This is a genomic window from Caenimonas sp. SL110, assembly GCF_001044395.1.
Classification (GTDB): Bacteria; Pseudomonadota; Gammaproteobacteria; order Burkholderiales; family Burkholderiaceae_C; genus Ramlibacter.
This window is the reverse complement of sequence record NZ_JANU01000030.1, coordinates 18,693-41,759: the sequence shown is the minus strand read 5'-3', so window position 1 is coordinate 41,759 and position 23,067 is coordinate 18,693. Positions and strand designations below refer to the sequence as shown.

Genomic DNA, 23,067 nt, shown 5'->3' with positions numbered 1-23,067 from the left:
GCCCGGTCCTCCAACTACCGCTGCTCTAAAAATCTCCGGACACTAGTGGGTCGAGCCCGCAATGACAGATCTCCCCCGGCTGTCATGCCGGACTCGATCCGGCATCCACCGCGAAGCGGCTGCGGCGTTTGAGTTGAAATGGATTGCGGGTCGAGCCCGCAATGACAGATCTCCCCCGGCTGTCATGCCGGACTTGATCCGGCATCCACCGCGAAGCGGCTGCGGCGCTTGAGTTGAGATGGATTGCGGGTCGAGCCCGCAATGACAGCCCTTGTGACCCAGGCTCAGGGCCAGCAGAACTCAGTCGAAGTCAAAACCTCGCAGCGCCGCCTCGATCGCGGCCGCTGTTGCACCCGGTTTTTCCATCGGAAACAGGTGGCTGCCGTCGAGCATCATGGTGCGGCCTTGCGTGACTTCAAGCGTCATCGCCATGCCGACCTGCTTCATCTCTTGAGACTGACGACCGCCGATGAAAGCGACCTTGCACTTCAATGGATGGCGCTTGAGCAAACGATCCAGATTGTCCGGCAGCGTGTTGTAGATCGCGGTCTCGATGTCGCGATCGAAACTCAAGACGCGCTCACCGTCTTCATCGTGCGTGCAATGCCTGATGTAGTCCGCCAGCACGCGGTCTTCCCATTTCGCAAATGCCTTCTTGTGCCGGAAATGCTCCAGCGCGTCATCGGCCGACGGCCAGCGATTCTTGCGCTTGCGACTCACGCGCCCCGGTGACACCGAGCCCACCATCTGCGTGCGCTTCATCGCCCCCAGTGCAGTCGCCTTCCATCCACCCAGCAAAGGCGAATCCAGCAGCAACACCCCGCGCGCCAGATGCGGATGGCGAGCCGCGCACATCAGGCTCAGAAATCCACCCAGCGAATGCCCCACGAGAAACACCGGCTCACCGCGCTTTTCCACGATAGGCACCGTGAAGTCGTGCAATTGCTGCACAAGCCCGGGCCAGTTGTTGGTGACCGGATACCGCTCGTCATGGCCGAAACTCTCCACCGCTTTCACCAGAAAACTGCGCGATCGCAATTCGCTGAAAAGCGCGGTATAGGTCGCCGCCGGAAAACTGTTCGCGTGCGAAAAAACGATGGGTGTCAAATCAGCCGCTCATCAGGCCGCGTGATCTTCTTGAGCGGTTTGCTGCGCCCGGTGTCCACCTTCAGCGGCGTGTCGGTGTGCGCGTCGTCCCAGACCGGGTCGTCCAGGCTGTCGAACACCTCGCGCAACTTTTGCCCCCAGCTGCTGTGCAGCATGCGGTAGTAGGGGTTTTGCATGTCGATGGAAACGATCTTCTCGGTCTGGAAGTTGTTGGCTTCATACACGACCAGGTCCAGCGGCGGGCCGACCGACAGGTTCGACTTCATCGTGGAATCCATCGAAACCAGCGCGCACTTGGCGGCCTCATCGAGCGGCGTGTCGGGTGCGATCACGCGGTCGAGCACGGGTTTGCCGTACTTGGATTCACCGATCTGGAAGTAGGGCGTCTCGGGCGTGGCTTCAATGAAGTTGCCTGCCGAATAGACCTGGAACAAGCGCATGCCTTCACCGCGAATCTGGCCGCCGAAGATCAGGCCGACGTTGAAGTCCACACCCGAGTTCTTGAGCGATTCGGCGTCGCGCTCATAGACGTGGCGCACGGCGTTGCCCAGCACGCGCGCGGCATCGAACATGCTGGTGGCGTTCCAGATCGTGATGGCCTCGCCATCCTTGCCTTCTTTCAGCTGCTCGACCTGCAGCATCTCGCGCACCGACTGCGCAATGCTGAGGTTGCCCGCAGAAAGCAGCACCATGAAGCGATCGCCGGGGCGCTCGTACACGATCATCTTGCGGAAGGTGCTGATGTTGTCGACGCCCGCATTGGTGCGTGAGTCGGAGAGGAACACCAGTCCGGCGTTGAGCTTGATGCCGACGCAGTAGGTCATTTTTTTTCAGTCAGCTTCTTGAGTTGGTACAGGGCGTCGAGTGCTTCACGCGGGCTCATCGCATCGGGGTTCAGCGCGCCGACCGCCGCTTCAACCGCGCTGTGCATGGGCGCGTCGGCGGCGGGTGGCGCTTCAAACAAGTCTACCTGCTCGCGAGCCAGTGTTTGCTGGTTTTCAAGGGCCGTCAATGCGTGGCGCGCGTGGTTGACTACAGCAGCAGGCATACCGGCCAGTTTTGCAACTTGTATGCCATAGCTGCGGCTGGCGGGGCCGGGCTGGATTTCGTGCAAAAAGACGATGTCGCTGCCCGATTCGGCAGCGCTCACGTGCACGTTCACCGCGCAGTGGTGCCTGGCCGGAAACTCCGTCAGCTCAAAATAGTGCGTGGCAAAGAGCGTGAACGCCTGCGTCTTGTCATGCAGGTGCGCGGCGATGCCCGATGCGAGAGCGAGCCCATCGAATGTCGAAGTGCCCCGGCCGATTTCATCCATCAGCACCAGTGAGTTCGCTGTAGCGGCATGCAGGATCTGCGCGGCTTCGGTCATCTCCAGCATGAAGGTCGATTGCGCATTGGCCAGGTCGTCGGCTGCACCAATTCGGGTATGGATTGCATCCATAGGCCCCAGCCTGCACGAGGCGGCCGGCACGTAGGAGCCCATGGAACCCAGCAGGCACACCAGGGCGACCTGCCGCATGTAGGTCGACTTGCCGCCCATGTTGGGGCCGGTGATGACCTGCATCCGCTGCCTGGGCCCCAGGCGCGTGTCGTTGGCGATGAAGCTGCCGCCAGTCGTTTCGGCGAGGCGGCTTTCAACGACGGGGTGTCGGCCCTGCACGATCTCGATGCCGGGTTCGCGCGTGAATTGCGGGCGGCACCAGTTGAGTGTGAGCGAGCGTTCGGCCAGCGCGCACAGTGCATCGAGCGAGGCCATCGCGCGCGCCAGTCGCGTGAGTGCCGGCACATGCGCCTGCAGTTGATCGAGCAGTTGTTCGTACAGCCACTTTTCCCGGGCCAGCGCGCGGTCCTGGGCCGATAGCGCCTTGTCTTCAAAGGCCTTGAGCTCGGGCGTGATGAACCGCTCGGCGTTCTTGAGCGTCTGGCGCCTGCGGTAGTCGGCCGGCACCTTGTCGAGTTGCCCTTGTGTGATCTCGATGTAGAAACCATGCACCTTGTTGAACTGCACCCGCAGGTTGGCGATGCCGGTGCGCGCACGCTCGCGCGCTTCGAGTTCGAGCAGGAAGCCGTCGCAGTTGTCCTGGATGGCACGCAGTTCGTCGAGCTCGGCGTCCAGGCCGGTCGCAATCACACCGCCGTCGCGCACCAGTGCAGCGGGCTCGGCGTGGATGGTGCGTGCCAGCGATTCGGTGCACCCGGCAGGCGGCGACATGGACGCAGCGATTTCGCCCAGCAACCCATCGACGCCGTGCAATTGCAAAGCGAGCTGCGCCGACTTCTCCAGCGATTGCTTGAGGCCCACCAGTTCGCGCGGCTTGACCTGCCGCAACGCAATGCGCGCCGTGATGCGCTCGACATCGCTGCAACCCTTCATCTCTGAACGAAGGCGCTGCCAGAGACCGCCGCGCAACGTGTCGATCGCCTCATGCCGGAGCACAGCCTGCGTGCGTTCGCGACGCGGCTCCAGCAGCCAGCACCTGAGCATGCGGCTGCCCATGCCGGTCATGCAGGTGTCGAGCAGCGAGAACACGGTGGGTGAGTCTTCGCCGCGCAGAGTCTGTACCAGTTCGAGGTTGCGCCGCGTGGTGACGGGCAGGTCGATCAGCTCGTCGTCGCGCTGCACCTGCAGACTCTGCACATGCGACAGGGCGCGGCCCTGCGTGTGCTCGGCAAAGGTGAGCAAGGCCGACGCAGCGGCATGCGCGTGCAGCATCTCATCGGCGCCCCATGCAGCGAGCGTCGCGCTGTTGAGCTGGCCCAGGAGCTTGCGCAAGCCCAGGCCTGAATCGAACTGAAACTCCGGACGCTCGGTCAGTGAAAACGAAGACGCCGCCTTCATGGCCTTCAGGCGTTGCGCAAAGACGGGTGTGACGCCCGAGCTGAACACCACTTCGCTCGGGGCTATGCGTGCCACCCATGATTCGAGCTCATCGCCTGCGCACTCTGCCAGCTGCAACGCGCCTTGCGTCACGCTCAACCATGCCAGGCCCAGCTTGTGGCGCGAGCCCTGGTGCACGGCCAGCAGCATCGCTTCGGACTTGTCATTGAGCAGCTCGGTGTCGGTGAGGGTGCCGGGCGTGACGACCCGCATCACCTTGCGTTCGACCGGCCCTTTGGATGTGGCGACATCGCCAACCTGCTCGCAGATCGCCACCGATTCGCCGTGCCGGATCAGGCGCGCGAGATAGCCTTCCATCGAGTGGAAGGGAACGCCCGCCATGACGACAGGCTCGCCTGCCGAGTTGCCGCGCCGGGTGAGGGTGATGTCGAGCAGCCGCGCTGCCTTTTCTGCATCGCCATAGAACAGCTCGTAAAAATCGCCCATGCGATAGAAAACGAGTGTGTCGGGATGCTCGGCCTTGATGGCGAGGTACTGCGCCATCATGGGGGTGTGAGCTGCAGGCTGCGGACGTGCTTTCTCGTCAATCGCAAGAGTGTCCGTGGATTTCAATCGTTTGCTTTCTTGTCTGTCTTTGTCAGGTGCCTGGCATCGGCGTTCGATGCAAGCCGGCCCATAGGCCAAATTATGTAGTCTGGGACGGCTGATGCTCATTTGGGCATCTTCCAGAAGCCCAAGCTCGACTTCGAGGACAACCGCGCTCCTGTTCGGCAAGCAAGAGAAGGACAACATCGAGCCCAACGAATTGGCCGCCTTTCCGCCGCACCAGGCTCACGCTGTGAGCCTCTGATCAACGATAGTCAGTTGTCGCCGATTTTTGACACTTGCAGGGCGACGCATAAATGCTGCTAAACCGTCGCGCCACGCCTTGCCCTGCGTGCCGGCGATCTCCCCTTTTTGGGCCAGGAGAACGCTCATGAAAATAAACTGCAGACCCGGTGACCTTGCCGTCGTTGTCATGGCTGAGAACGTGGCCAACATTGGTCGAATCGTGCGGATCGTCGGCCCGCATAGCGGCCGCGGCAAGCTCGCCATGATGGGCCGCGGTCAGGTATGGCTCGCTGCCTGTCCACAGGCAATGACCTGGACGATAGGTTCGCGCATATTCCTGCGCACCAAGGGACCGATCCCGGATGAGTGCCTGCGGCCCATCCGGGGGAACCCGGCGCGAGACAGCCTTGAGGTGAAGACCGGTGCTCCGGTTGGAGTTGTCGGAGGCGGGCAATGAAAATCTTCTTCCGCAATGAGCAGGTCGCAAACCAACCGGCGTCATTCTCGCCGTCAGCCTGCAAGCCTGCGCTGGTCGTCCATGACTGGTTGCGGCGTGGACTGATCACCCAGGGCGACATCCACAGTTTCCCCCCGGTGACGCGAGCTGATCTCACGCTCGCACACGACCCGGATTTCGTTCAGGGGATTCTGGACCTGGAGATCGAGAATGGGTTTGGAACTACAGATCCGGAGCTGACCACTTCGCTCTACTACACCACGGGTTCGCTCCTTGCGGCGTCCCGGCAGGCGCTTGGCGCGAACGAAATCACCTGCTCTCCTACCAGTGGTTTCCACCATGCGGGCTACGCGCGGGCGGGCGGATACTGCACCTTCAACGGGTTGATGGTTGTCGCCATGAAGTTGTTGAAGGAGGGCGCAGTCCGGCAAGTCGGGATCATCGACTGCGATGTCCACTTCGCCGATGGAACAGAAGACATCATTGGGCGGTTGAGGGTGAGGAAACAGATCAAGCATCACACCATGGGCAATCGCTTTCGCAGCCGATCCGACGTAGGCCCTGGCGCAAGAGGCTTCTTCAGCTGGCTGCAAACCGCGGTTGAAGATTGCCGCGAAGCCGATCTCGTGATCTACCAGGCTGGTGCGGATCCGCATATCGACGATCCTCTCGGAGGGCTTTTGACCACGGCGGAAATGTCGCGCCGCGATGCGGAGGTCTTCACTCAGTTTCAAGGGCGCGCGCTGGTCTGGAATCTGGCGGGTGGTTATCAGGTGGATGACACTGGGGGCATAGCGCCGGTGCTGCGCCTCCACAGAAACACGTTGCGTGCAGCGCTTGTCGCCCACCAGGAGAAGCCATGAAACCCGACTCACTCATCGACCCGGGGCTGATCCAGGCCTACCTGGAGACCCATTACCACGTGTTTTCGGACGCACCTTTCTTCCTCAAGATCGGCGAACCTTCGGCCGAGTTGCTCAAGCTGCATGAAGCGCAAGGGCTTGACTGCAGTGCCTACGTAACCGCATGGAATCCGTTCAGCCGTGAACTGGAGCCTGGCGAAAACAATGCGCGCAATGCGACTCTCGTTGCCGAACTGCAGGCACGCGGGTTGGCTTTTGTTCAAGGAGAGGGCCGACATCCAATCAGCAACTATGGCGAGGCGAGCTTTCTCATCATCTGCGTGACGCGCGACGAAGCGAAGGCACTTGGCGATCGACATCAGCAGAACGCTGTTGTCTGGTGCGGCAGCGACGCAGTCCCCGAGTTGGTCTTGATGAAGTGAGTGCTCGGGGCTTGCATCGAAGCGGCACATCACTCTGTTGCGAATAGGGCCCAATGAGCACTTCCACTTCCTCCACAACGTTTGGGCGAGAACTCTCATTCCTCGACGTCGCTCTGAACAACCCCCCGGCCTGGTGGCCCGAATTGCTCTCGCTTTGGTGTCCCGCCGGAACACCCGCTGGCGCTTTGGGCTTGCGCCTGGCAATTCGCAACGGCACTTTGAATCTCTATCGCAAGGGGCAGTCGGTGGCCCAGGTGCGCCAGAACCGGGCTGGTCAGATGCAATGGATACTGCACCGCAAGTACATCGAGCGCACCGAGCGTGGGGATATGGACGCCGGTCGCCGTTATCTGACTGCGCCTGCCGACGTCCAGCTTGCCCGCTGGGTGAAGGCCGCCGAGGGCAAAGCCGGCGCGGAGAAGATCGCTATCGATGAAATCCTGGATCACGACGCCAACGTGATCGACCTCGAGATGGGTCTTCCGGCGAGCGGCGACCAGAAGTTTGCGCTTCGCATCGACATGGTGTCTTTGGAGCACGTTGACGCTGCCACGACACGGCTGATGTTCTGGGAAGTGAAAACGTTCGACGACGCCCGCATCCGTACGAGCGGACCTTTGCCTACCGATAGCGGCATCTTGAGGCAGGTGAAGACGTATCAGAAATTCCTGTCCGATCCACACCGTGCGACCCAGGTTTGCTCGGCATACCAGCGATGTGCGAAGGTGCTGCAGCTTTTGGCTCAGTCCATCCACGCCGAGCAGCAGCTGGGCGCGGAGCTTCGTGCGCTGGCAAGTGGAAAAACTCTGGTGCTGGCCGATCAACCGGGCTTGCTGGTGGCGCTGCCCACGCGCGAACTTCCAACGCGCAGCAAGGCCGCCTGGAACGTGCATCGTCGGAAGCTGGAAGACGCCGGCATGAAGCTGCGAATCGAGAAGGTGCAGTCGTTGGACTGACCGTAGGCGTTGCCAGGCAACTTTCATGTAGTCACGCGGGACTGAAAAGGAGATGCTCGATGGACTGGTTTGAACGCCTCACCGGATTTCGCGAGTTGCCGTATGAAGCGACACGAGCGCAGCTCGAAATTGACGGCCAACAACTACGGTCCCTCGTCAATGGAAAGACCTACGGCATCGGACACCTGGAGCTTGTTTCACTCCGGACCTTGCGTGATCGAGTCGCGGGGGCTGGGATGGAGCAGGGGTGCGTGCGGGTCGGAGCGATCAGCGGTGATATTCGCGCGCTGCACCGATCCCCCGAGTTCGAAGGTGCGCTCTTCCAGGTTGCCTCGCAGTTCAACTTGCTGGAGATGACGTCGCCGCATGTAACCCCCGAGATGGGCGTCACCCGTTACGAACACGACCGGACACAGGGCCCCGCTTGTGCGATTGCCGCAGGTGCTGCGACGATTTATAGAAACTACTTTGTGCCCGTCGGGAGTGCAACGGGTCAGTCGAGCAGCCATCAGCTGGATGGTCTCTCGGATTTGGGTCATGCGTTCAGCGTTGCATTGCGCCGCCCTGTAGAGACTTTCTGGACCATGCGTAATGGATACGCGCTATGTTCCAGGCAAGGGTTGCAGGCGATAGACGGCCATCTGGCGTCAATCCCTGGTGCTGAGCGAAATGCCTTGTCAGGCTTGCTTCGGATCGGGCTGCATTGGGATGTTGAAGTGACCGATGCCGATGGACCGAGTCGACCTGTGGTTTCCCAGGCCTATTGCTCGGCTCTTCCAGTGGCATACAGCGACATCAGCAGGCCCGCCTGGAAGGCATTTGCCTCGCTCGTGTTGGAGGCCGCCTATGAGGCGACTGTGCTCGCGGCAATTCTTAATGCCAGGCGAGGGGCGTCCAATGTCGTCCTGCTGACGCGGCTGGGTGGCGGCGCCTTCGGAAACGACGACACGTGGATCGACGAGGCTATTCGCAATGCTTTGCGACTTTGCGCCGGGCACGACCTTGATGTGCGACTTGTGAGCTATGGACCGCCGTCCCGCTCATCCCTGCACATGGTGACCGAGTTCTCCTGAGCGATCCGCTTCGCAGAGGGCCATTGGCGATGCCGCACGAGCTGCGCAAACCATCAGTGGTGCCAGCTCATACGATGAGCCTGCCCCTCAAGATGATCTTGATCGTTCCAACCTGCCACTGACGGCAGTCACTGGTCACCCGGATTCACGAAGCCGCAAGCAGGGTTCACTCCGCTATGCAACCGCTGCGTCCTGTGAAACACTTTGTAGCTGCAAGCGGAGGGGAAATCGCCAATGAGCGAAGTAGTACGTCTCTATCAATACAAAAGTTTGCTCGGCTCAAAGCGTGCGACATCAGTCGAAGATCTGATGGCCGCCCTGGAGATTTCGCGCGCCACGGTGAAGCGCGACATCGCCAAGCTGCGAGACCAGCTTCGCGTTCCGATCCGTTTCGATCGCGATCAGGGTGGGTATGTCATCGAAGAGGGCCAGGGTCACACCGACTCGGAGTTGCCGGGACTCTGGTTCAACGACCGCGAGATCCTTGCGCTGACGACGATCCAGCAACTGCTGTCGCAGCTCGCGCCAGGCTTGCTCGGCTCCAAGCTCAAGCCGCTGCAAGGGCGGCTTAGCCAGTTAATGGAAAAGCATGGGCTGGCTGCCGAAGACGTGGCCCAACGCATTCGCCTTGTTCATGCGGGCAAGCGGCGAGTCACGCCGCAGTTCTTTGAGGCTGTTGCTGCCGCAACGATCGGCCGCAAGAAACTGCGCGTTGCGCACTTCAACCGGCAGACAGGCGACACGGTGGAACGTGAAGTGTCGCCGCAGCGGCTGGTTCACTATCGAGACAACTGGTACCTGGATGCCTGGTGCCATCTGCGTGACGACTTGCGAAGCTTTTCTGTGGATGCGCTGACCGATGCTCATGTGCTGGAGACCAGTGCGAAAGAGATCGCGGCGAAGCGCCTGGACGAGATGTTGAGCGTGAGTTACGGGATCTTCGGTGGCGCACCCAGTGCATGGGCCGTCTTGAAGTTCACGCCGGAGCGTGCGCGCTGGGTGAGGGGGGAGCAGTGGCATCCGATGCAGGAGAGCCGGGAAGAGCCGGATGGCAGCTACGTGCTGTCGGTTCCGTATTCGGATGATCGGGAGATTCTGGGGGACATCTTGCGGTATGGGGCGGATGTGGCAGTGATGGAGCCGAAGGAACTGAGGAAGAAAGTGCAGCAGGCAGGGCTGGCACTTGTTGCGCGCTATGTCTGACCGATTCGGCATTCGGGGGCAACCGCCACAATGTCGCGATAACTAACCTTGATTGCCCACCTGTACGCCTACGGCCACCACTATCTGAACGGCACAGGCGACATCGTGTTGATCTACCCGAAGACCGAGACCTTTTCTGGGCCGCTTCCAGAGTTTCGTTTTCCCGTCTCAAACGGACTCGTGCTGTGGGTGCTGCCGTTTTGCATTGAGCAGCGAGAGCTGCTTTTGCCCGACGGTGTGCTGCGGAATGTTTTTCAAAAGGGAGAAAAGCAATGACTCATGACTTCAATGCCATCGCCAGGCAGCATTCCGCCTATTACGAAGGGGACCGACAGGGGTTTCAGCGAGCGGCGCGAACACTGCAATCGATTTGGCGCCAACGCCAGAACCTGCAAGCTGCGGCTGCCTTGGGCTCTGAGCTACCGCGAGACATCGCCGAGGCCGAACTGCTCAACTACCTCACACCTGGAATTCGTGAAGAGGTCAGCGCGGAGCTAAAGGCTGCAAGTTCGAATGGCAAGTTGTACGGCACCCCACGCATCTACACAAACCTGCTTTCGAGCCAGCCCCTTTGCTTCAACCTCTTTGGGGAGCTGAAGCGCGACCTGGGTCTGGCCACCAGCGTTATAAGCGCCTTGCGTCCCGGCAAGATCCGAAGAGTTTCCAACATCGAGTTCGAGCACTCGCCCGAGCGTTCGAGCAAACGATTCACCGAGGACCGATCTGCCTTCGATGTGTTTGTCGAGTATGAAGCTATAGACGGGGGAAAGGGCTTCCTCGGAATCGAGGTCAAGTATCACGAGGACCTATCGGACAAGGTTGCCAGTCACAAGCCGCGATATGACGAAGTTGCAGGTCTGATGGAGTGTTTCAGGCCTTCATGCTTTCCACAACTGCGCGAAGCGCCGCTGCAACAGCTTTGGCGCGATCACCTGCTGGCGGGGAGCATGTTGAAGGACCGCGATCTTGGTTATTCGGAAGGTGCTTTCATCGTCATTTATCCGGCGGCGAATCCGCATTGCCGGGCAGCCGTCCGGGCCTATCGGCAATGTCTGCTCGATGACTCAACCTTCGATACCTGGACCCTGGATGAGATGGTAGGGGTGCTGAGCCTCGCCACTTCCGCGACGTGGGTCGCTGAGCTCTATGGGAGGTATCTGGATTTCAGCCGATTGAACGATCCGATAGCGCTTGTACCCGCAGGCTCACAGGATGAGCCTCAATAACTTGTGGGAGTCCGCATCTCGCTGTTGAAAGTTCCAGTGCTTCAAGGTCTTGCGGCGAGATGGTCGACTTGCATCATGGCCACTCCACTTCACCAGGAGCGACCCATGACGATTCCAGCATCCACGGTTCCCCCGATTAAGCCGAACTACCGCATGACCACACACGCTTCTGCTCGCCTGCAGCAGCGCGGCATCCCTGCCTGGTACCTCGCGCTCCTGGTCCAGCATGGCAAGACCATTCATGACGGCCACGGCGCTGTGCTGAAGACTGTGAACAAGGCAACGCGCCGAAAGCTGCAGGCTGTTTTGTCGCGCACCGAATATGCGGATGCCGAGCGATATTTCGACGTTTATGCAGTCGTGTCGTGCGACCATGCAGTGATTACTGCGGCGCACCGCACACGCAGAGCGCACTTTCACTGAGTCCCGGCCTCAAGAGAACTCAACTCCCATCCAGATGCAGCAAAGGGATCCCATGATCAGCACCGAAAACAATGGCACTGAAGTCAGCGCAAATCTTGCGCACGACGTCGACAGATTCCTCAATCGCGTCATGGAGACCGCCATCTTCTTTCGGGATGTCATTGAAATCGGTGAGGGCGGTCATACCAAGGCCATCAAGATGCTGCGACCCTGGAACGCCACCCCAACGGCCTTCAAGAAGCTGGTTAACTACCAGTTGTTCGGTGAGCGTGGTCTCCCACTGACCGAAGTAGCAGCGGAGATGGTGCGGCACTGCCCGGTAAGCGAGCTTCCGGACCCGGACGTAGAGGGCCTTGTCGGCCGCATCAGGCAGATGTGTTCGGGTGAGGCACAGGTGCCAATACTTGTCCCGGAACCAACGCGAGAAGAGCGGCATTCGCGCGCGGTTTGGCGGTACGCGCGGTACTTGAAGGCTAATTTCCGGGGCTTTGTGGCCAGGGACACCCGCGCGGTGGAGTGGTTTGTGCAGAGGGCGTGGATCCCTATGGGCAGCGCAACTGACCTTGAGGGTAGTGAACTCTGGAACGAGCATGTCGTGCCCAAGTGCGCAATCGTTGTAGAAGCCGAGCGACGATTCCAGCTGGACCCGAACTGGTCAGTGGACGACATGGCTTGGTGGATCGAGCCGCTCATGGCCATCGTCGTCATCCGGAAAACGGATGCAGCACGGCTCGACGGACCTTTGCGGTTGCGGGACTCGATGCCAGCAGACTGGAAATGGGAGAAGGGTTGTGTGTTCGAACGACTCCACAAGGCGGGAGTGAAGTTCGTCCCACCCAGCGGAATGAGCTGCAGGTGCGAGCAGTGAGCCCGGCCGCTAGCGCCCCAACAGCCCCCTCGGCGATACGACGCGTAGCTCATCCCCAAACCCTCGCAGCCACCATTTCAACTGCTCCGTCCGTGTGACCGTCGCAGAGATCTCATAGTCCCCCGCCACTTCGCGATGGACCTGATCTGCCGACAGCGGCGATTCAAGCAGATGCAATCCAGCTGCCTTGCCAACCCGAATCACGAGTCGAATCTTCGTCCCGTCGCCGAACCCGAATCGCCCGTCGTCGTCGAACTTCTGCAGATCGAATTCTTTCGGACGCTCGAATTCAAGGGTGGTGGCCGACGCGCTGATCACGCGGTGTAGGGCCAAGCTGCGCTCGTTGTCGTAGCCCTTGAATCGGCAAACGAGATACATGCGCGGGCCTTGTTGGGCCAGGCCCAACGGCATGACACTCGCCGTCACGCGGCGGTTTGACGAGTTCTGATACTCGACCTCCAGCCAGCAATTGGCGTAGAGCGCGGAGCTGACGGCGTCAAACACGCCGGGCTTGATCGCGGGTGGAAGCAGTGGCTGCGTCGTACTCACCACGCGAACCTTCTTCATCCAGTCCCGGGCTGCACGGGTCTGCGCGTGGCCGTCGTTGTGTGGCGCGAGCCTGGTTCGTGCCTGCGCAAAGAAGGGTGACATGGACTTCATCACCTCGGCAGGAAGCAGATTGCGCAGATGCTGTTCGGCAAGGGCCAGCATCAGCGACTCCCGTTCATTGAGCCCCGGCACCGAAAGGCCCTTGGCCTGATCTTTCCATTGGTAACCGTAAGGCCGCGTGCGATCGTCCCGGTCAATCTCGAAGTTCTGGGACAGTTCGTCCAGTTGGCGTTGCACGGTGCGCAGGTCGCGCTGCCAACCGGCCTCGGTCATCTGCTGGTGGAGTTCGGCAGCAGAGATTTTTCTCTGACGCGGAATTCGCTTGAGCAACTCCAGTGCGAAATGCACTGTCTCCAATGTGTTTGGCTTGCGCGGCATCCTGAACTACTGGCGCGCCGCGTCGATGCTTGGCGCGTCATCGACTGGGTTGATCGAGTGGCTGCTTCCCGCGAAGTGCGCCCACACGCGAATCATCGCGAAGGTGTCGAGACGGCAATACCGCCAGAGCTGCTCTCGAAGCTCCAGCCTGCGATCAGGGGACGTGGTCGGGTCCGATGCCTCCACGAACGCAACCTGTGCGCCGCCGCCATCCTGCACGCCCGCAAGGTCACCGTATCGCAACTCCGGGGCAATGGCAGGCAGCACCGCCTTGATGCTCCAGCTGCCCTGCTGCGAAGGGTGGTAGTAGCGGGCCTGAGCAATGGGCAGCAGGTCAACCAGTCGCGCATCGATTGCGTGCAGTCCTGCGGCCAGATGGGGGAGTTGCGCAGCCAGCTCCCGCAACCGTGCGCCTTCGAAGCCTCTGTTGTAGACGAAGATGGGCCCGGTGCCTTGCGCGCATCTCAGTAGTGCGTCGGCAAATGCCAGGCGCGGGTCGTTCCCGGTGAGATCGAGGAATCCGGCGTGCTGGAGGCTTCCGTCAGGCAGGAGCCTATGCACTGAAAACTGAAAGGGGATTTGCTGGTAAGGCCGCGTGCCGGCCCACCGAGGCACCGCATAGTTGATCGTCTCGAAGTCCAGGAAGAGCGCAGGCAGGCTGTGCGCCGCAATGTCAGCTGCGGCACCCGCTGCATCGAAGTAGATCTCGTTGCGCAAGGTGTGCGCCTTGACCCTCTGCTGCGTTGCGTTGAGCAGGTTGTCTGGTACATCTGACAGGCTGCGCACGTCGCGCGATGCGACATGTGCCTTGAGCGCTTTCGCCTGAACGCGCGGCAACCAGTGCACCGGGTACTGGACGACCCCGCGCAGCGCTTCGTCCTGCTCGCGGCAGTGCGTCATGAAGCCGCATTCAAATGGATCGTCGCAGTGGTCGCTCGTGTCCACCGCCGGTGGTTCTGCGCGGGCCGCCACCTCATGGGCCTGCCTGATCCACTCGTTCACTTCATCCGCCCGCGAGCTTGCTTCTTCTGTCAGGTCCACCTCCACCAGCAGGCCCTGGTAGTCGTCATCGCCAGGATAGGTCCAGCTGCTGTCGATGTGGGCTACGGCTATGGCAGACAGGGGTACGCCGGCCTGTGTGGCGACGTAGTGCTGGATGGCTGCGTCGTCGCGGTGATAGTCCTTCACCCTGGTCGAGGACTTGACCTCGACCATCCGCCAGCTTGTGGCATTGCCATGGGTGTCGGGCAGCAGAACATCAGCAAGCGCGAGCGCTGCCTGTTCCGTCGCTATGGTTACCGAGAACCCCGCCTCAAAGATCGGCTGTCTCCCCGTCAGCAGCTCGCGTGTCTGGTTCAACAGTGCGGACATGCCGATAACACCCAGGTCCAGTTCAACGCCGGTGCCCGTGGTGTCATAGAGTTTCCTGGCGATGCCGCCGACCGAGTGGCCCACCGCGAAAGACGCCTGCGTACCCGCAGAGTCAGACCTCAATTCGGGCTGGTGCACTTCCAGCCAGAGGCGCTTGGGGCATTGCCTGAAGGCAATCAGCTTGGATTTCGAGAGAGTTCGCATGTCTCCACTCTATGGAATGCAACGACAGAATGTGTCGCATGGAATACCGCCCTGATGGTAGTGATGTCAGCGAAATACGCAAGCGTCAGATAAAGCCCATCGCAGCCCTGGAACCCTCGGGCTTCACATCGTGCTCTGATTCCAGTTCGGTCACCCATTCATCGATGTCGAGCGTGAGTTCAAGCGCCCGGACTCGCTTCACGACATTGGCAAAGTCGCCGGGTGTGAGCTGATCCAGCCTGTTCATTCGCCGCAGAACCTCGTGACTTGGTCGGGGAGCCGCGCCGTCTGACGTCGGCTGCCATCCGAGCGCGGTTTCGTACAGCATTTCGAGGCGCTGCTGCTCGCTTAATGGCAGGAACCCCAGCCGAAATGTGAAGCGTCGCATGAGGGCTGGGTCGAGTCTGCGCGCGTGATTGGTTGCGCAGACGAAGACGCCGTCGAACGCTTCGACGCGCCGCAGAAATTCGGCAGTCACAGCCAGATCACCACGGTGGTTGGCTGCATCGCGCTCGCTCAGGAGCGTGTCGGCTTCATCGAGAAACAGCACCTCGCGCTGCGCGTCGCATTCGGTGAACATGCGCGCCACGTTTCGTTCGCTCTCGCCGAACCACATGGTGTTGATATCGGCGGCGGTCTTGTAAACCAACTCCCTGCCCAGGCGCTGCGCGATCTCGGCTGCGAGTTGCGTCTTGCCGGTGCCTGGTGGACCGCTCAGGAGCAATGTTCCCCTCCCCAGTCTTTGCAGGCCGCCCAGGATCGCTTCAGGATCGAGTTTTTCCTTGACGTTGATGTAACGCAGATCGAAGCGGGTTGCCCGCACAGGCACGGACGCAGCAATGTCTTTGCCCAATGCGAGCAGGTTGTCTGTGAGCATGTGGCGCACGGCGGTATCGATAGCAGGACCTGTCACGCCAGCGAGCGTGGCAAATCGGGCGCTCGTGGCCAGGATGGCAGGGCTCACATGTTCATGACTGGCAATCGAACTCACGAGGTCCGGTGAGCACCCGATCGGATCGAGATGAGCATGTGCAATTGCCTGGCGAACACCGCGCGGCGTCGTTGGAAACTGCATGCAGTAGGTGAAACGGCGCAGGTAGGCTGGATCGATATGATCGATCTGGTTGCTGATCCAGATCACCGGGTTCAGGTTGCCTTCGAGCAATCCATTCATCCACGCCTTGCTGCCTTCCTTCTTTCCGAACACGCGCGCCAGCGGACTGTTGTAGTCGGCTTCGAAGATATCTTCAGCCTCATCCAGGACCACGATGCTGCGCTGCGCGGGTGCAAAGGTTTGCGTCAGGGCCATATTGGCCAGACGCTCATTGCGTGAGGCAGCGGCATCGTCCGCGTCGGTGTCGGTCACGCTGAATCCCTGGGCACCTGCTCTGGCAATGAGGTCGGCTGCATAAGCGGTCTTGCCGGTCCCCGGCGCACCGTACAGCAGGATGTTGACGCCGGAAGCACCTGTCTTGAGTGTGTTGGTGAGCAGTGCGGTGAGGAGTTGGCTTCGCTCTTCGAGATGGGGCCACGCCAGTGGGATGGAGCAGCGCTGCTGCGACAGCGGCTTGAGAATCAGCGCCGCCATGTCTTCCATGCGATGCACCCTGCTGCCAAGGAGCGTGGAGCCCTGTCGGGTGAGCCTCAGCGCCTCTTCGAGGTCACGCTCGCTCAGCGCCAATCGGCCCAGCAGGCCGCTGCGTCTCAGGTTGTTCTGTGAGCCAAGGCATGCCCGGGCTTCCCGATCGCATGGCACCTCGAGTGCGGCGGACAATGCCTGAACCTGGCGCGACGGTCGAGTGAATCGTGCGAAGGGCGAAGACCCGATCGTGCTCGTCTCGATCGCACTACTGAGTGCGAGCATGGCGCGTTCAGTATTCGATAGCCCCAGCAAGTCGGTGAGAAGCGACACGTTGGCGTCAGAGGGAGCGTGTTGCGTTTCGACGAAGCCCTGAAGCTGTTCTTCGACGGCGTTGAAGAGCGGCCTGAAGATCGGCCTTGCGAAGACCAGGCCCTCGGCCAGCAATGTCATCACATCGAGATCGGGTGTGTCCTCGGGGATGGGGTTCTTTGCAGTGGCTCGCGACGTGACCCATGGCGGGAGCAGGTTGGCTTCTGGTGCTTCAAGCTTCTGGGTCGAACGCGGTGCGCTTCGGCGTGCATGTTCCATCAGCGCCTGGCGCAGCAGTTTTGGCTGCCTGCGAATGAGCGGCCAGAACGGCGTAAGCAACTCATGAAGGTCCACTTCGTCGGCGCTATAGGGTATGTATCGGTAGATTCGCAGAAGGCTCAGGCACACCCGGTTGTTGGCGATACTGACGATGTCTTTCGATTCGGGGGTCCACTGATGCCGGTGCGAATGGCGCGTCGGGTGTCGTCTGGTCATCGATGCTGCCTCAGTCTGGGGAGCATCGCAGTGTCGGTATTGAGGCGACATCTTGTGTCGCACAGGTTTGGGACGGCTTTATGCGCTTGCTTCGCAGAGGTCTTCAGGCTGAGGCATGTGACGGTGCGTTCTGCCCGTATTAACAGTGACCGACCCCTACCGCCGTATCAATGAAACTGAAAAAGTCCGCAGTTGCGAGGTTAATCGGGGCTGCGCTCGATCATCGATTTCTTGCGGACTTGTCTGCGGGCGACGCTGCTGCGTGAGCAATCTCCTTCTTCGGCCTTCCACCTTTGATGCCATTGGCGACTGCGGCTGCCTTCTTGCGCTCTGAGGTGCGTGCGCCGCCTGCCGCGCCAAAAACTCGTGCTACCGCTTTCGCCAGGTTCTTGGCGGCGAATCCATTCATCAAAGCTTCGACATTGATGAACCTATCCAGACGCTCGGCCACGATCGTGTCGCCTGAAGGTGTCAGGTAGAGGGATTGAAGGTCCTTGGAGGTGGCACCACTTAGCTCGCTGACATCCGCCAATGGCAAGCCAATGCTGCCGCCTTGGGCGAAAAAGAGAACGAGCTGCCGATGTGCGCGGTCGTACTCAACCGAGTTCAATCCCGTGCGCGGAGCGACCTTGGCCCGACGAAGCTCTGCTTCATACTTCTCATCGCTGATCTCAAATTTCCTGCGCGTGGCCATGTTTGCTCCTAAGGGCACTTGCCCGTGTGTATGACATCGCTTCCAAGCGCCGTGAATTCGACGGATTTCGTTGCAGGGTCGTAGGTCGCCGACTTCGGCTTAACCGTCAACACGGCCGGCGAGATGACCGACTTGACCATCTTCGCCTTTCCCTTGGGCCCTCTGGCGGGCATCGTTGGTTTCGCAGTCTTCACCGATTTTTGAGGCGGCACCGTCCGGAGGATTGCGCCATTGAGCTCAACTTGCTTGTTGTCGAGGCAGAGTTTTTTCAGGTCTCTCCACCACTGCGCACGACAGTCTTCAATACGAGCCCAGACCTCAGCCATGCAGTCTTCGATCTCGCTCTTGGCTGGCTGGCCGCACTTGATCTGCCAGTCCAGTTCGTCAGAGGCGTATGAGAAGAACACGCGAATCTCCCACCCCTGCTGCGCATTAGCGGCGTGAACGTGCGCAGGGCAGTGATCCGCCGTTCGGATGAATAGGACGGTGCCCGGTATCTTTGCGATGGTCCCCAAGATGATGTCCGAAAACCCAACTGTTTGGGTTATAGAACTCAGAATAACCCAACGGCTTGGGTTGGTAAAGGGTTAAAGACGATTCGGAGCGCGGGAGGCTTCCCCCAGATGAGTGGACTGCCTCGAGGCGGTGGGTGACGGGTGCCGCCCCACCTGCCTCCAGCGCACAGTCCCGCCGGCTCCCGTTGCGGGTAAGTCCTAGCTGGCACCGCGCCGGCCAACCCTCCGATAATCCGCTCTGATTAAAGACCGACGCGACGGTCTATTTGATCTACCATCCACACCAGGAGCCAGCATGAACCGGACACTTTTCAAACTCACGTCGGTGGCGTTGTTGGCCGCCTGTGCCTTCGGGCCTGCAGCGGCGCAGCAGGGCGTCACCGACACCGAGATCCTGATTGGCGACATCCTGCCGCTGACCGGTCCGCCGGCGCTGCTGGGCGTCGCGCACAACCTGGGCGTCAAGGCCGCAGTGGCCGAGGTCAACGCCAGCGGCGGCATCAATGGCCGCAAGGTACGCCTGATCTCCGAGGACGATGGATACGTGCCGTCGCGCACTGTGCAGGGCATTCGCAAGCTGATCAACAGCGACAAGGTTTTCGCGCTCACTTCGGTGTCGGGCACTGCGCAGGCGCAGGCGGCCATGCCGCTGATCCAGCAATCGGGCATTCCCGCGATGGCGCCGCTCACCACCTATGAGGGCCTGTACAAGCCTGTGGTCAAGAACGTGTTTGCGGTGGGTTACGACATGGCCGATGCGGTCCACGAACTGGTGTCGCGCATGGCCGAGCGCTACCCCGGCAAGAAGTGGGCATTGATCTCGCAGGACGATGACTATGGCGAGAATGTCCGTGCGGGCTTCGAGCGCGCCGTGAAGGACAAGAAGCTGCAGGTCGTCTCCACGCAGATCTACAAGAAGGGCCAGCAGGACTTCTCGTCTGAAGTCCTGAAGGTCAAGCAGTCGGGCGCGGATGCGTTGATGGCCGGTGGTGTGCTTGGCGAAAACGTCGCCATGACCAAGGAGCTGGAGCGCATCGGCCACAAGATTCCGACGGGCGTGACGTATGTGTCTCGCGTGCCTGCCAGCGCCAAGCTGATGGGTTCGGCCGCCGAGAACGTCTACACGGTGGACTACGTGTACCTGGAAGGCACACCGCAGGCCAAGGTGTTCCAGGAGAAGCTGGCCAAATTTCTCGCGGCAGAAGAACTGCCGCGGGTGAACCGCTATTCGTTCACCGGCTACTCGGCAACGCGTGCCTTGTTCGATGCGATCGGTCGGTGCGGCAAGGCCCTGACCTGGGATTGCACCAAGGCCGAACTGGAGAAAGTCCGCAACCTGGAAACCGGCGCGATGACCCCCATCAGCTTCAGCCCTACCAACCATCTGGCCGCGCCCAAGCTGTTCCTGCTGAAGGCAGATACGGCGTCGGCGACCTACAAGGCCGTTGAGTGACACAAGCGTCCGTCCTGTACGAGGTGAACGATGGCGTCGCCATCGTCACACTCAATGAAGCCGAGCGCATGAATGCGCTCTCGGAATCACTGCAGGCGGGCCTGCTGGACGCCATGGACCGCATTCGCGCAGACACCTCGGTGCGCGCAATGCTGTTCACCGCGCGTGGGCGGGGCTTTTGTTCGGGCGCGGACCTGAAAGACTTCAGCCAGCGCAGCGCTGAACTGCAGCCCGGCGACTCGCTGGGCGCATACGTGGGCCGCATGATGGAGACGACCGGCAACCCCATCGCCAACGGCCTGGCCACGATGCCGGTGCCTGTGGTGTGCGCCGTCAATGGCGCGGCTGCGGGTGGCGGATTCGGGCTCGCATTGGCATGCGACATCGTCATTGCCGCGCGTTCCGCGATCTTCTATTTGCCCTTCGTGCCGGCGCTGGGCGTGGTGCCGGACATGGGCGCGACGTGGACGCTGCTGCGGTCTGTCGGACGGGCTCGTGGCATGGGCCTTGCCCTGTGCGGCGACAAGTTGTCAGCCGACAAGGCCGCCGAGTGGGGAATGATCTGGGCCAGCGTTGCCGACGACGAACTGCAGGCCGAAGCGATGCGCGTCGCCCGCCGGATGGCCGCGTTGCCGGGCCATGCGATTGACGAGACGCGCGCCTTGTTCGACGCCGCCGAGACCAACACGTTTGCAGAGCACCTGGAGCTCGAGCGCCAGCGCCAGCAGGTCCTCATCGACGGTGAGAGCTTTGGGGAAGGCGTGCGCGCGTTCGTGGAACGGCGCAAGCCCGTGTTTCGCGGCCGCTGAAGGCCGCCGCCCACCACCGGGCCTGCCGTCAAAGGCGCTTGCCCACTTCTTCGAGCATGACTTCGGTGGCGCCGCCGCCTATGGTCTGTATGCGTGCATCGCGGGTCATCCGCTCGATCGCCATGCCGCGCATGAAGCCGCTGCCGCCGTGCAGTTGCAGGCAGCTGTTGACCACTTCGACGTTGACCTCGCACGCAAAGATCTTGGCCATCGAGATTTCGCGCACGCAGTCCTTGCCTTGCGCTTCCAGTTCGGCTGCCGAGTAGGTGAGCGCTCGCGCTGCTGCGACCTTGGTGGCCAGCATCGACAGTTTCTGCCGCGTGGCCTGCAGGTCCCACAGCGTTGCGCCAAAAGCCTGGCGCGTGCGAACGTGGTCCAGCGTGATTTCGATCGCACGCGCACTCGCACCTATGCTGCAACCGGCCATGACCAGGCGCTCGTTCTGGAAGTTGTCCATCACGGCGTAGAAGCCCTTGTTCAACTCGCCCAGCATGTTGGCCGCCGGCACGCGCAGGTTGTCGAAGTAAAGCTCGGCGGTGTCCGAACACAGGTCGCCGTGTTTTTCAAGTTCGCGCGCGACCACCAGGCCCGGCGTGCCCTTCTCGACGATGAACAGCGAAATGCCGCGGCTGCCCTTGGCCTGCGGATCGGTGCGCGCAGCCACGATGTAGATATCGCCGTACACCCCGTTGGTGATGTACAGCTTGGAGCCATTGATCACCCAATGGTCGCCGTCTGGCACTGCGCGCGTCTTCATGCCGGCCACATCCGAGCCGGCTCCCGCTTCGGTGACTGCGATGGCGACGATGCTTTCGCCGCGAATGATCGCCGGCAGGTACTTGCGCTTTTGCTCCTCATTGCCGCGTCGGCTGATGTGCGTGGATGACATGTCAGTGTGTACAAGCACCGATGCGGGCACGCCGCCGTAGCCGCTGCGCCCGAGCTCTTCGGCCCAGAGCACGGAAGCGACCGGCCCCATGTCGGTGCCGCCATGCTCGACGGGGTGGCGCATGCCCAGCAGGCCGAGTTCACCGAGGCGGCGAAAGATGGGGCGCGGTATGCAGCCTTCCTTCTCCCAGGCATCGGCAGCGGGTATGACTTCCTGCACGACGAAGCGACGGATCTGGTCGCGCAGCATGCGCAACTCCTCGGTGATGCAGGGCGGGTCGGTCAGCTCGAATGTGGCGTTCATGGGTGCGTGGATGGTCGGATGCGTGTTGTGTGGTTCAAAGCAGCTTGGCGACTTCGTCGAGCATCACGGCGCTCGCGCCGCCGCCCAGCGAGAAGGGGCGTGCATCGCGGAAGATGCGCTCGATTTCGGTGCCGCGCATGTAGCCGGCCGCGCCATGGATCTGCACGCAGCCATCGGCCATGCGCTTGAGCATGTCGGGGATCTTTGCCTTGAGCATGGATGTCTCCAGGCGGACGCTTTCGCCCTTGTCCTTCTTTTGCGCAGCGTGATAGAGCAGCAGCTTGGCGGCACTGAGTTCGGATGCGTAGCCGGCCAGTTCGTGGCGGATGGCCTGCAGGTCCCACAGCGTGCGGCCGTATGCGGCGCGCGTCTTCGCGTGTTCGAGCGTGATGACGAGTGCGCGCTCCATCATGCCAACGCACTGCGCGCACATGCTCATGCGTTCGCGCTCCAGTCCCTGCATCAGCATGTAGAAGCCCCGGCCTTCTTCGCCGAGCATGTTGTCGGCGGGCACAGCGAAGTTGTCGAAGAACAGCTCGCTCATGTCGGAGGCGCACCAGCCGGTTTTCTCGAACTGCTTGCCGGTGGTGAAACCCGCGCCGCCTTTTTCGATGAGGAAGATGGAGTAGCCGCTGGCCCCTTTCGATTCGGGATCGGTGCGGGCGATGGTGATGAACAGGTCTGCCGAGTGCGCGTTGGTGATGAAGGTCTTCTGGCCGTTCAGGATCCAGTGGTCGCCCTTTCTCACGGCGGATGTTTTCATTCGCGTGAGGTCAGACCCGCCGCCGGGCTCGGTCACTGCAAATCCCAGGATTCGCTTGCCCGATGCGATGTCGGGCAGGTAGCGATTCTTTTGTGCTTGCGTGCCGGCCCGCACGATCACGGGGGCGGCCATGTCTGCATGGTCCGAGATCGACGCTGCGAAGCCGCCGAAGCTGGAGCGGCCGATTTCTTCGCCGAACACCAGCGCGCCCCTGGCATCAAGTTCAGTGCCGCCGAACTCCGAGGGAATCGCCAGCCCGAGAAAGCCGAGCTCGCCCATCTGCCGGTAGAGCTCGCGCGGCAGCATGCATGCGGCTTCCCATTCGTGCGCGCGAGGAACGACCTCACGCGCAATGAATCGGCGCAGCTGTTCGCGGAACTCGCGCAGTTCGTGCGACAGGTAGGTCTCGTCAAGGTTCAGCATGA

The 23,067-nt window shown here is 61.3% G+C and carries 22 protein-coding genes; 12 read left to right on the top strand and 10 right to left on the bottom strand.

From position 1 onward, the window contains the following. Positions 1–300: 300 nt before the first annotated feature. From AQ12_RS14485 to mutS, 3 genes are read right to left on the bottom strand one after another with little or no spacing between them, the layout of a single operon-like run. The gene (locus AQ12_RS14485; RefSeq protein ID WP_048440646.1) at positions 301–1,107 is read right to left on the bottom strand and encodes an alpha/beta hydrolase; all 807 of its coding nucleotides are present in this window, start codon (positions 1,105–1,107) and stop codon (positions 301–303) included. Continuing rightward, positions 1,104–1,931: a proteasome-type protease gene (locus AQ12_RS14480; protein WP_048440645.1), complete on the bottom strand. Its 828-nt coding sequence runs from the start codon at positions 1,929–1,931 to the stop codon at positions 1,104–1,106. The genes AQ12_RS14485 and AQ12_RS14480 overlap by 4 nt, the downstream gene beginning before the upstream one ends. Next, positions 1,928–4,492 (bottom strand): DNA mismatch repair protein MutS, encoded by a 2,565-nt coding sequence (mutS, locus tag AQ12_RS14475; RefSeq protein WP_048440644.1) that lies wholly within the window; start codon positions 4,490–4,492, stop codon positions 1,928–1,930. The genes AQ12_RS14480 and mutS overlap by 4 nt, the downstream gene beginning before the upstream one ends. Positions 4,493–4,922: 430 nt before the next feature. On the opposite strand from mutS, the gene AQ12_RS14465 reads away from it, so the two are divergent. The 10 genes from AQ12_RS14465 (at position 4,923) to AQ12_RS14420 (ending at position 12,268) form a co-directional block, all read left to right on the top strand. Beyond that, the gene (locus tag AQ12_RS14465; RefSeq protein WP_152682809.1) at positions 4,923–5,234 is read left to right on the top strand and encodes a hypothetical protein; all 312 of its coding nucleotides are present in this window, start codon (positions 4,923–4,925) and stop codon (positions 5,232–5,234) included. Further along, a complete protein-coding gene (locus tag AQ12_RS14460; protein ID WP_048440641.1) occupies positions 5,231–6,097 on the top strand; it encodes a hypothetical protein in 867 nt (288 codons plus the stop codon). The genes AQ12_RS14465 and AQ12_RS14460 overlap by 4 nt, the downstream gene beginning before the upstream one ends. After that, positions 6,094–6,519 carry a DUF3293 domain-containing protein gene (locus AQ12_RS14455; protein ID WP_048440640.1) on the top strand — a complete coding sequence of 142 codons (426 nt, stop codon included), beginning with the start codon at positions 6,094–6,096 and terminating at the stop codon, positions 6,517–6,519. Before AQ12_RS14460 ends, AQ12_RS14455 begins: the two co-directional genes overlap by 4 nt. A 53-nt stretch (positions 6,520–6,572) precedes the next feature. Further along, positions 6,573–7,475 (top strand): hypothetical protein, encoded by a 903-nt coding sequence (locus tag AQ12_RS14450; protein WP_152682808.1) that lies wholly within the window; start codon positions 6,573–6,575, stop codon positions 7,473–7,475. Between the two features lie 59 nt (positions 7,476–7,534). Beyond that, positions 7,535–8,548, top strand: a complete 1,014-nt coding sequence (locus tag AQ12_RS14445) for a hypothetical protein (RefSeq protein ID WP_048440638.1) — start codon at positions 7,535–7,537, stop codon at positions 8,546–8,548. Positions 8,549–8,782: 234 nt separating this feature from the next. After that, positions 8,783–9,751 carry a YafY family protein gene (locus AQ12_RS14440; protein ID WP_048440637.1) on the top strand — a complete coding sequence of 323 codons (969 nt, stop codon included), beginning with the start codon at positions 8,783–8,785 and terminating at the stop codon, positions 9,749–9,751. A 48-nt stretch (positions 9,752–9,799) separates the two neighbouring features. Continuing rightward, positions 9,800–10,027: a hypothetical protein gene (locus AQ12_RS14435; protein ID WP_048440636.1), complete on the top strand. Its 228-nt coding sequence runs from the start codon at positions 9,800–9,802 to the stop codon at positions 10,025–10,027. Then, on the top strand, positions 10,024–10,977 hold the full coding sequence (locus AQ12_RS14430; protein ID WP_053076749.1) for a hypothetical protein: 954 nt from the start codon (positions 10,024–10,026) through the stop codon (positions 10,975–10,977). The genes AQ12_RS14435 and AQ12_RS14430 overlap by 4 nt, the downstream gene beginning before the upstream one ends. Positions 10,978–11,082: 105 nt before the next feature. Further along, positions 11,083–11,400, top strand: coding sequence for a hypothetical protein (locus AQ12_RS14425; protein ID WP_048440635.1), 318 nt, complete (start codon positions 11,083–11,085; stop codon positions 11,398–11,400). Positions 11,401–11,452: 52 nt separating this feature from the next. Beyond that, complete coding sequence (locus tag AQ12_RS14420; protein WP_152682807.1) at positions 11,453–12,268, top strand: hypothetical protein; 816 nt, start codon at positions 11,453–11,455, stop codon at positions 12,266–12,268. Between the two features lie 9 nt (positions 12,269–12,277). Here the strand turns inward: AQ12_RS14420 and AQ12_RS14415 are convergent, their stop codons facing one another. The 5 genes from AQ12_RS14415 to AQ12_RS14395 all read right to left on the bottom strand — a co-directional run bounded on the left by AQ12_RS14415 (position 12,278) and on the right by AQ12_RS14395 (position 18,425). Next, positions 12,278–13,225, bottom strand: a complete 948-nt coding sequence (locus AQ12_RS14415) for a YafY family protein (RefSeq protein ID WP_238587728.1) — start codon at positions 13,223–13,225, stop codon at positions 12,278–12,280. A gap of 36 nt (positions 13,226–13,261) precedes the next feature. Next, a complete protein-coding gene (locus AQ12_RS14410; RefSeq protein WP_048440632.1) occupies positions 13,262–14,830 on the bottom strand; it encodes a DUF2779 domain-containing protein in 1,569 nt (522 codons plus the stop codon). 85 nt (positions 14,831–14,915) lie between these two features. Further along, positions 14,916–17,216, bottom strand: coding sequence for an ATP-binding protein (locus AQ12_RS14405; protein ID WP_161799033.1), 2,301 nt, complete (start codon positions 17,214–17,216; stop codon positions 14,916–14,918). A 220-nt stretch (positions 17,217–17,436) separates the two neighbouring features. Further along, positions 17,437–17,910 (bottom strand): DUF2442 domain-containing protein, encoded by a 474-nt coding sequence (locus AQ12_RS14400; protein ID WP_053076747.1) that lies wholly within the window; start codon positions 17,908–17,910, stop codon positions 17,437–17,439. 8 nt (positions 17,911–17,918) lie between these two features. Then, on the bottom strand, positions 17,919–18,425 hold the full coding sequence (locus tag AQ12_RS14395) for a hypothetical protein (protein ID WP_048440630.1): 507 nt from the start codon (positions 18,423–18,425) through the stop codon (positions 17,919–17,921). Between the two features lie 295 nt (positions 18,426–18,720). Here AQ12_RS14395 and AQ12_RS22200 point away from each other — a divergent pair, with 295 nt between their 5' ends. Both AQ12_RS22200 and AQ12_RS14385 read left to right on the top strand, forming a co-directional pair. After that, positions 18,721–19,878 carry an ABC transporter substrate-binding protein gene (locus AQ12_RS22200; RefSeq protein WP_053076746.1) on the top strand — a complete coding sequence of 386 codons (1,158 nt, stop codon included), beginning with the start codon at positions 18,721–18,723 and terminating at the stop codon, positions 19,876–19,878. Next, the gene (locus AQ12_RS14385) at positions 19,875–20,687 is read left to right on the top strand and encodes an enoyl-CoA hydratase-related protein (protein WP_048440629.1); all 813 of its coding nucleotides are present in this window, start codon (positions 19,875–19,877) and stop codon (positions 20,685–20,687) included. The genes AQ12_RS22200 and AQ12_RS14385 overlap by 4 nt, the downstream gene beginning before the upstream one ends. Positions 20,688–20,715: 28 nt before the next feature. On the opposite strand, the gene AQ12_RS14380 is transcribed toward AQ12_RS14385, so the two are convergent. Further along, on the bottom strand, positions 20,716–21,879 hold the full coding sequence (locus AQ12_RS14380) for an acyl-CoA dehydrogenase family protein (RefSeq protein ID WP_048440628.1): 1,164 nt from the start codon (positions 21,877–21,879) through the stop codon (positions 20,716–20,718). A 34-nt stretch (positions 21,880–21,913) separates the two neighbouring features. Next, positions 21,914–23,065: an acyl-CoA dehydrogenase family protein gene (locus tag AQ12_RS14375; protein WP_048440627.1), complete on the bottom strand. Its 1,152-nt coding sequence runs from the start codon at positions 23,063–23,065 to the stop codon at positions 21,914–21,916. Positions 23,066–23,067: the final 2 nt, after the last annotated feature.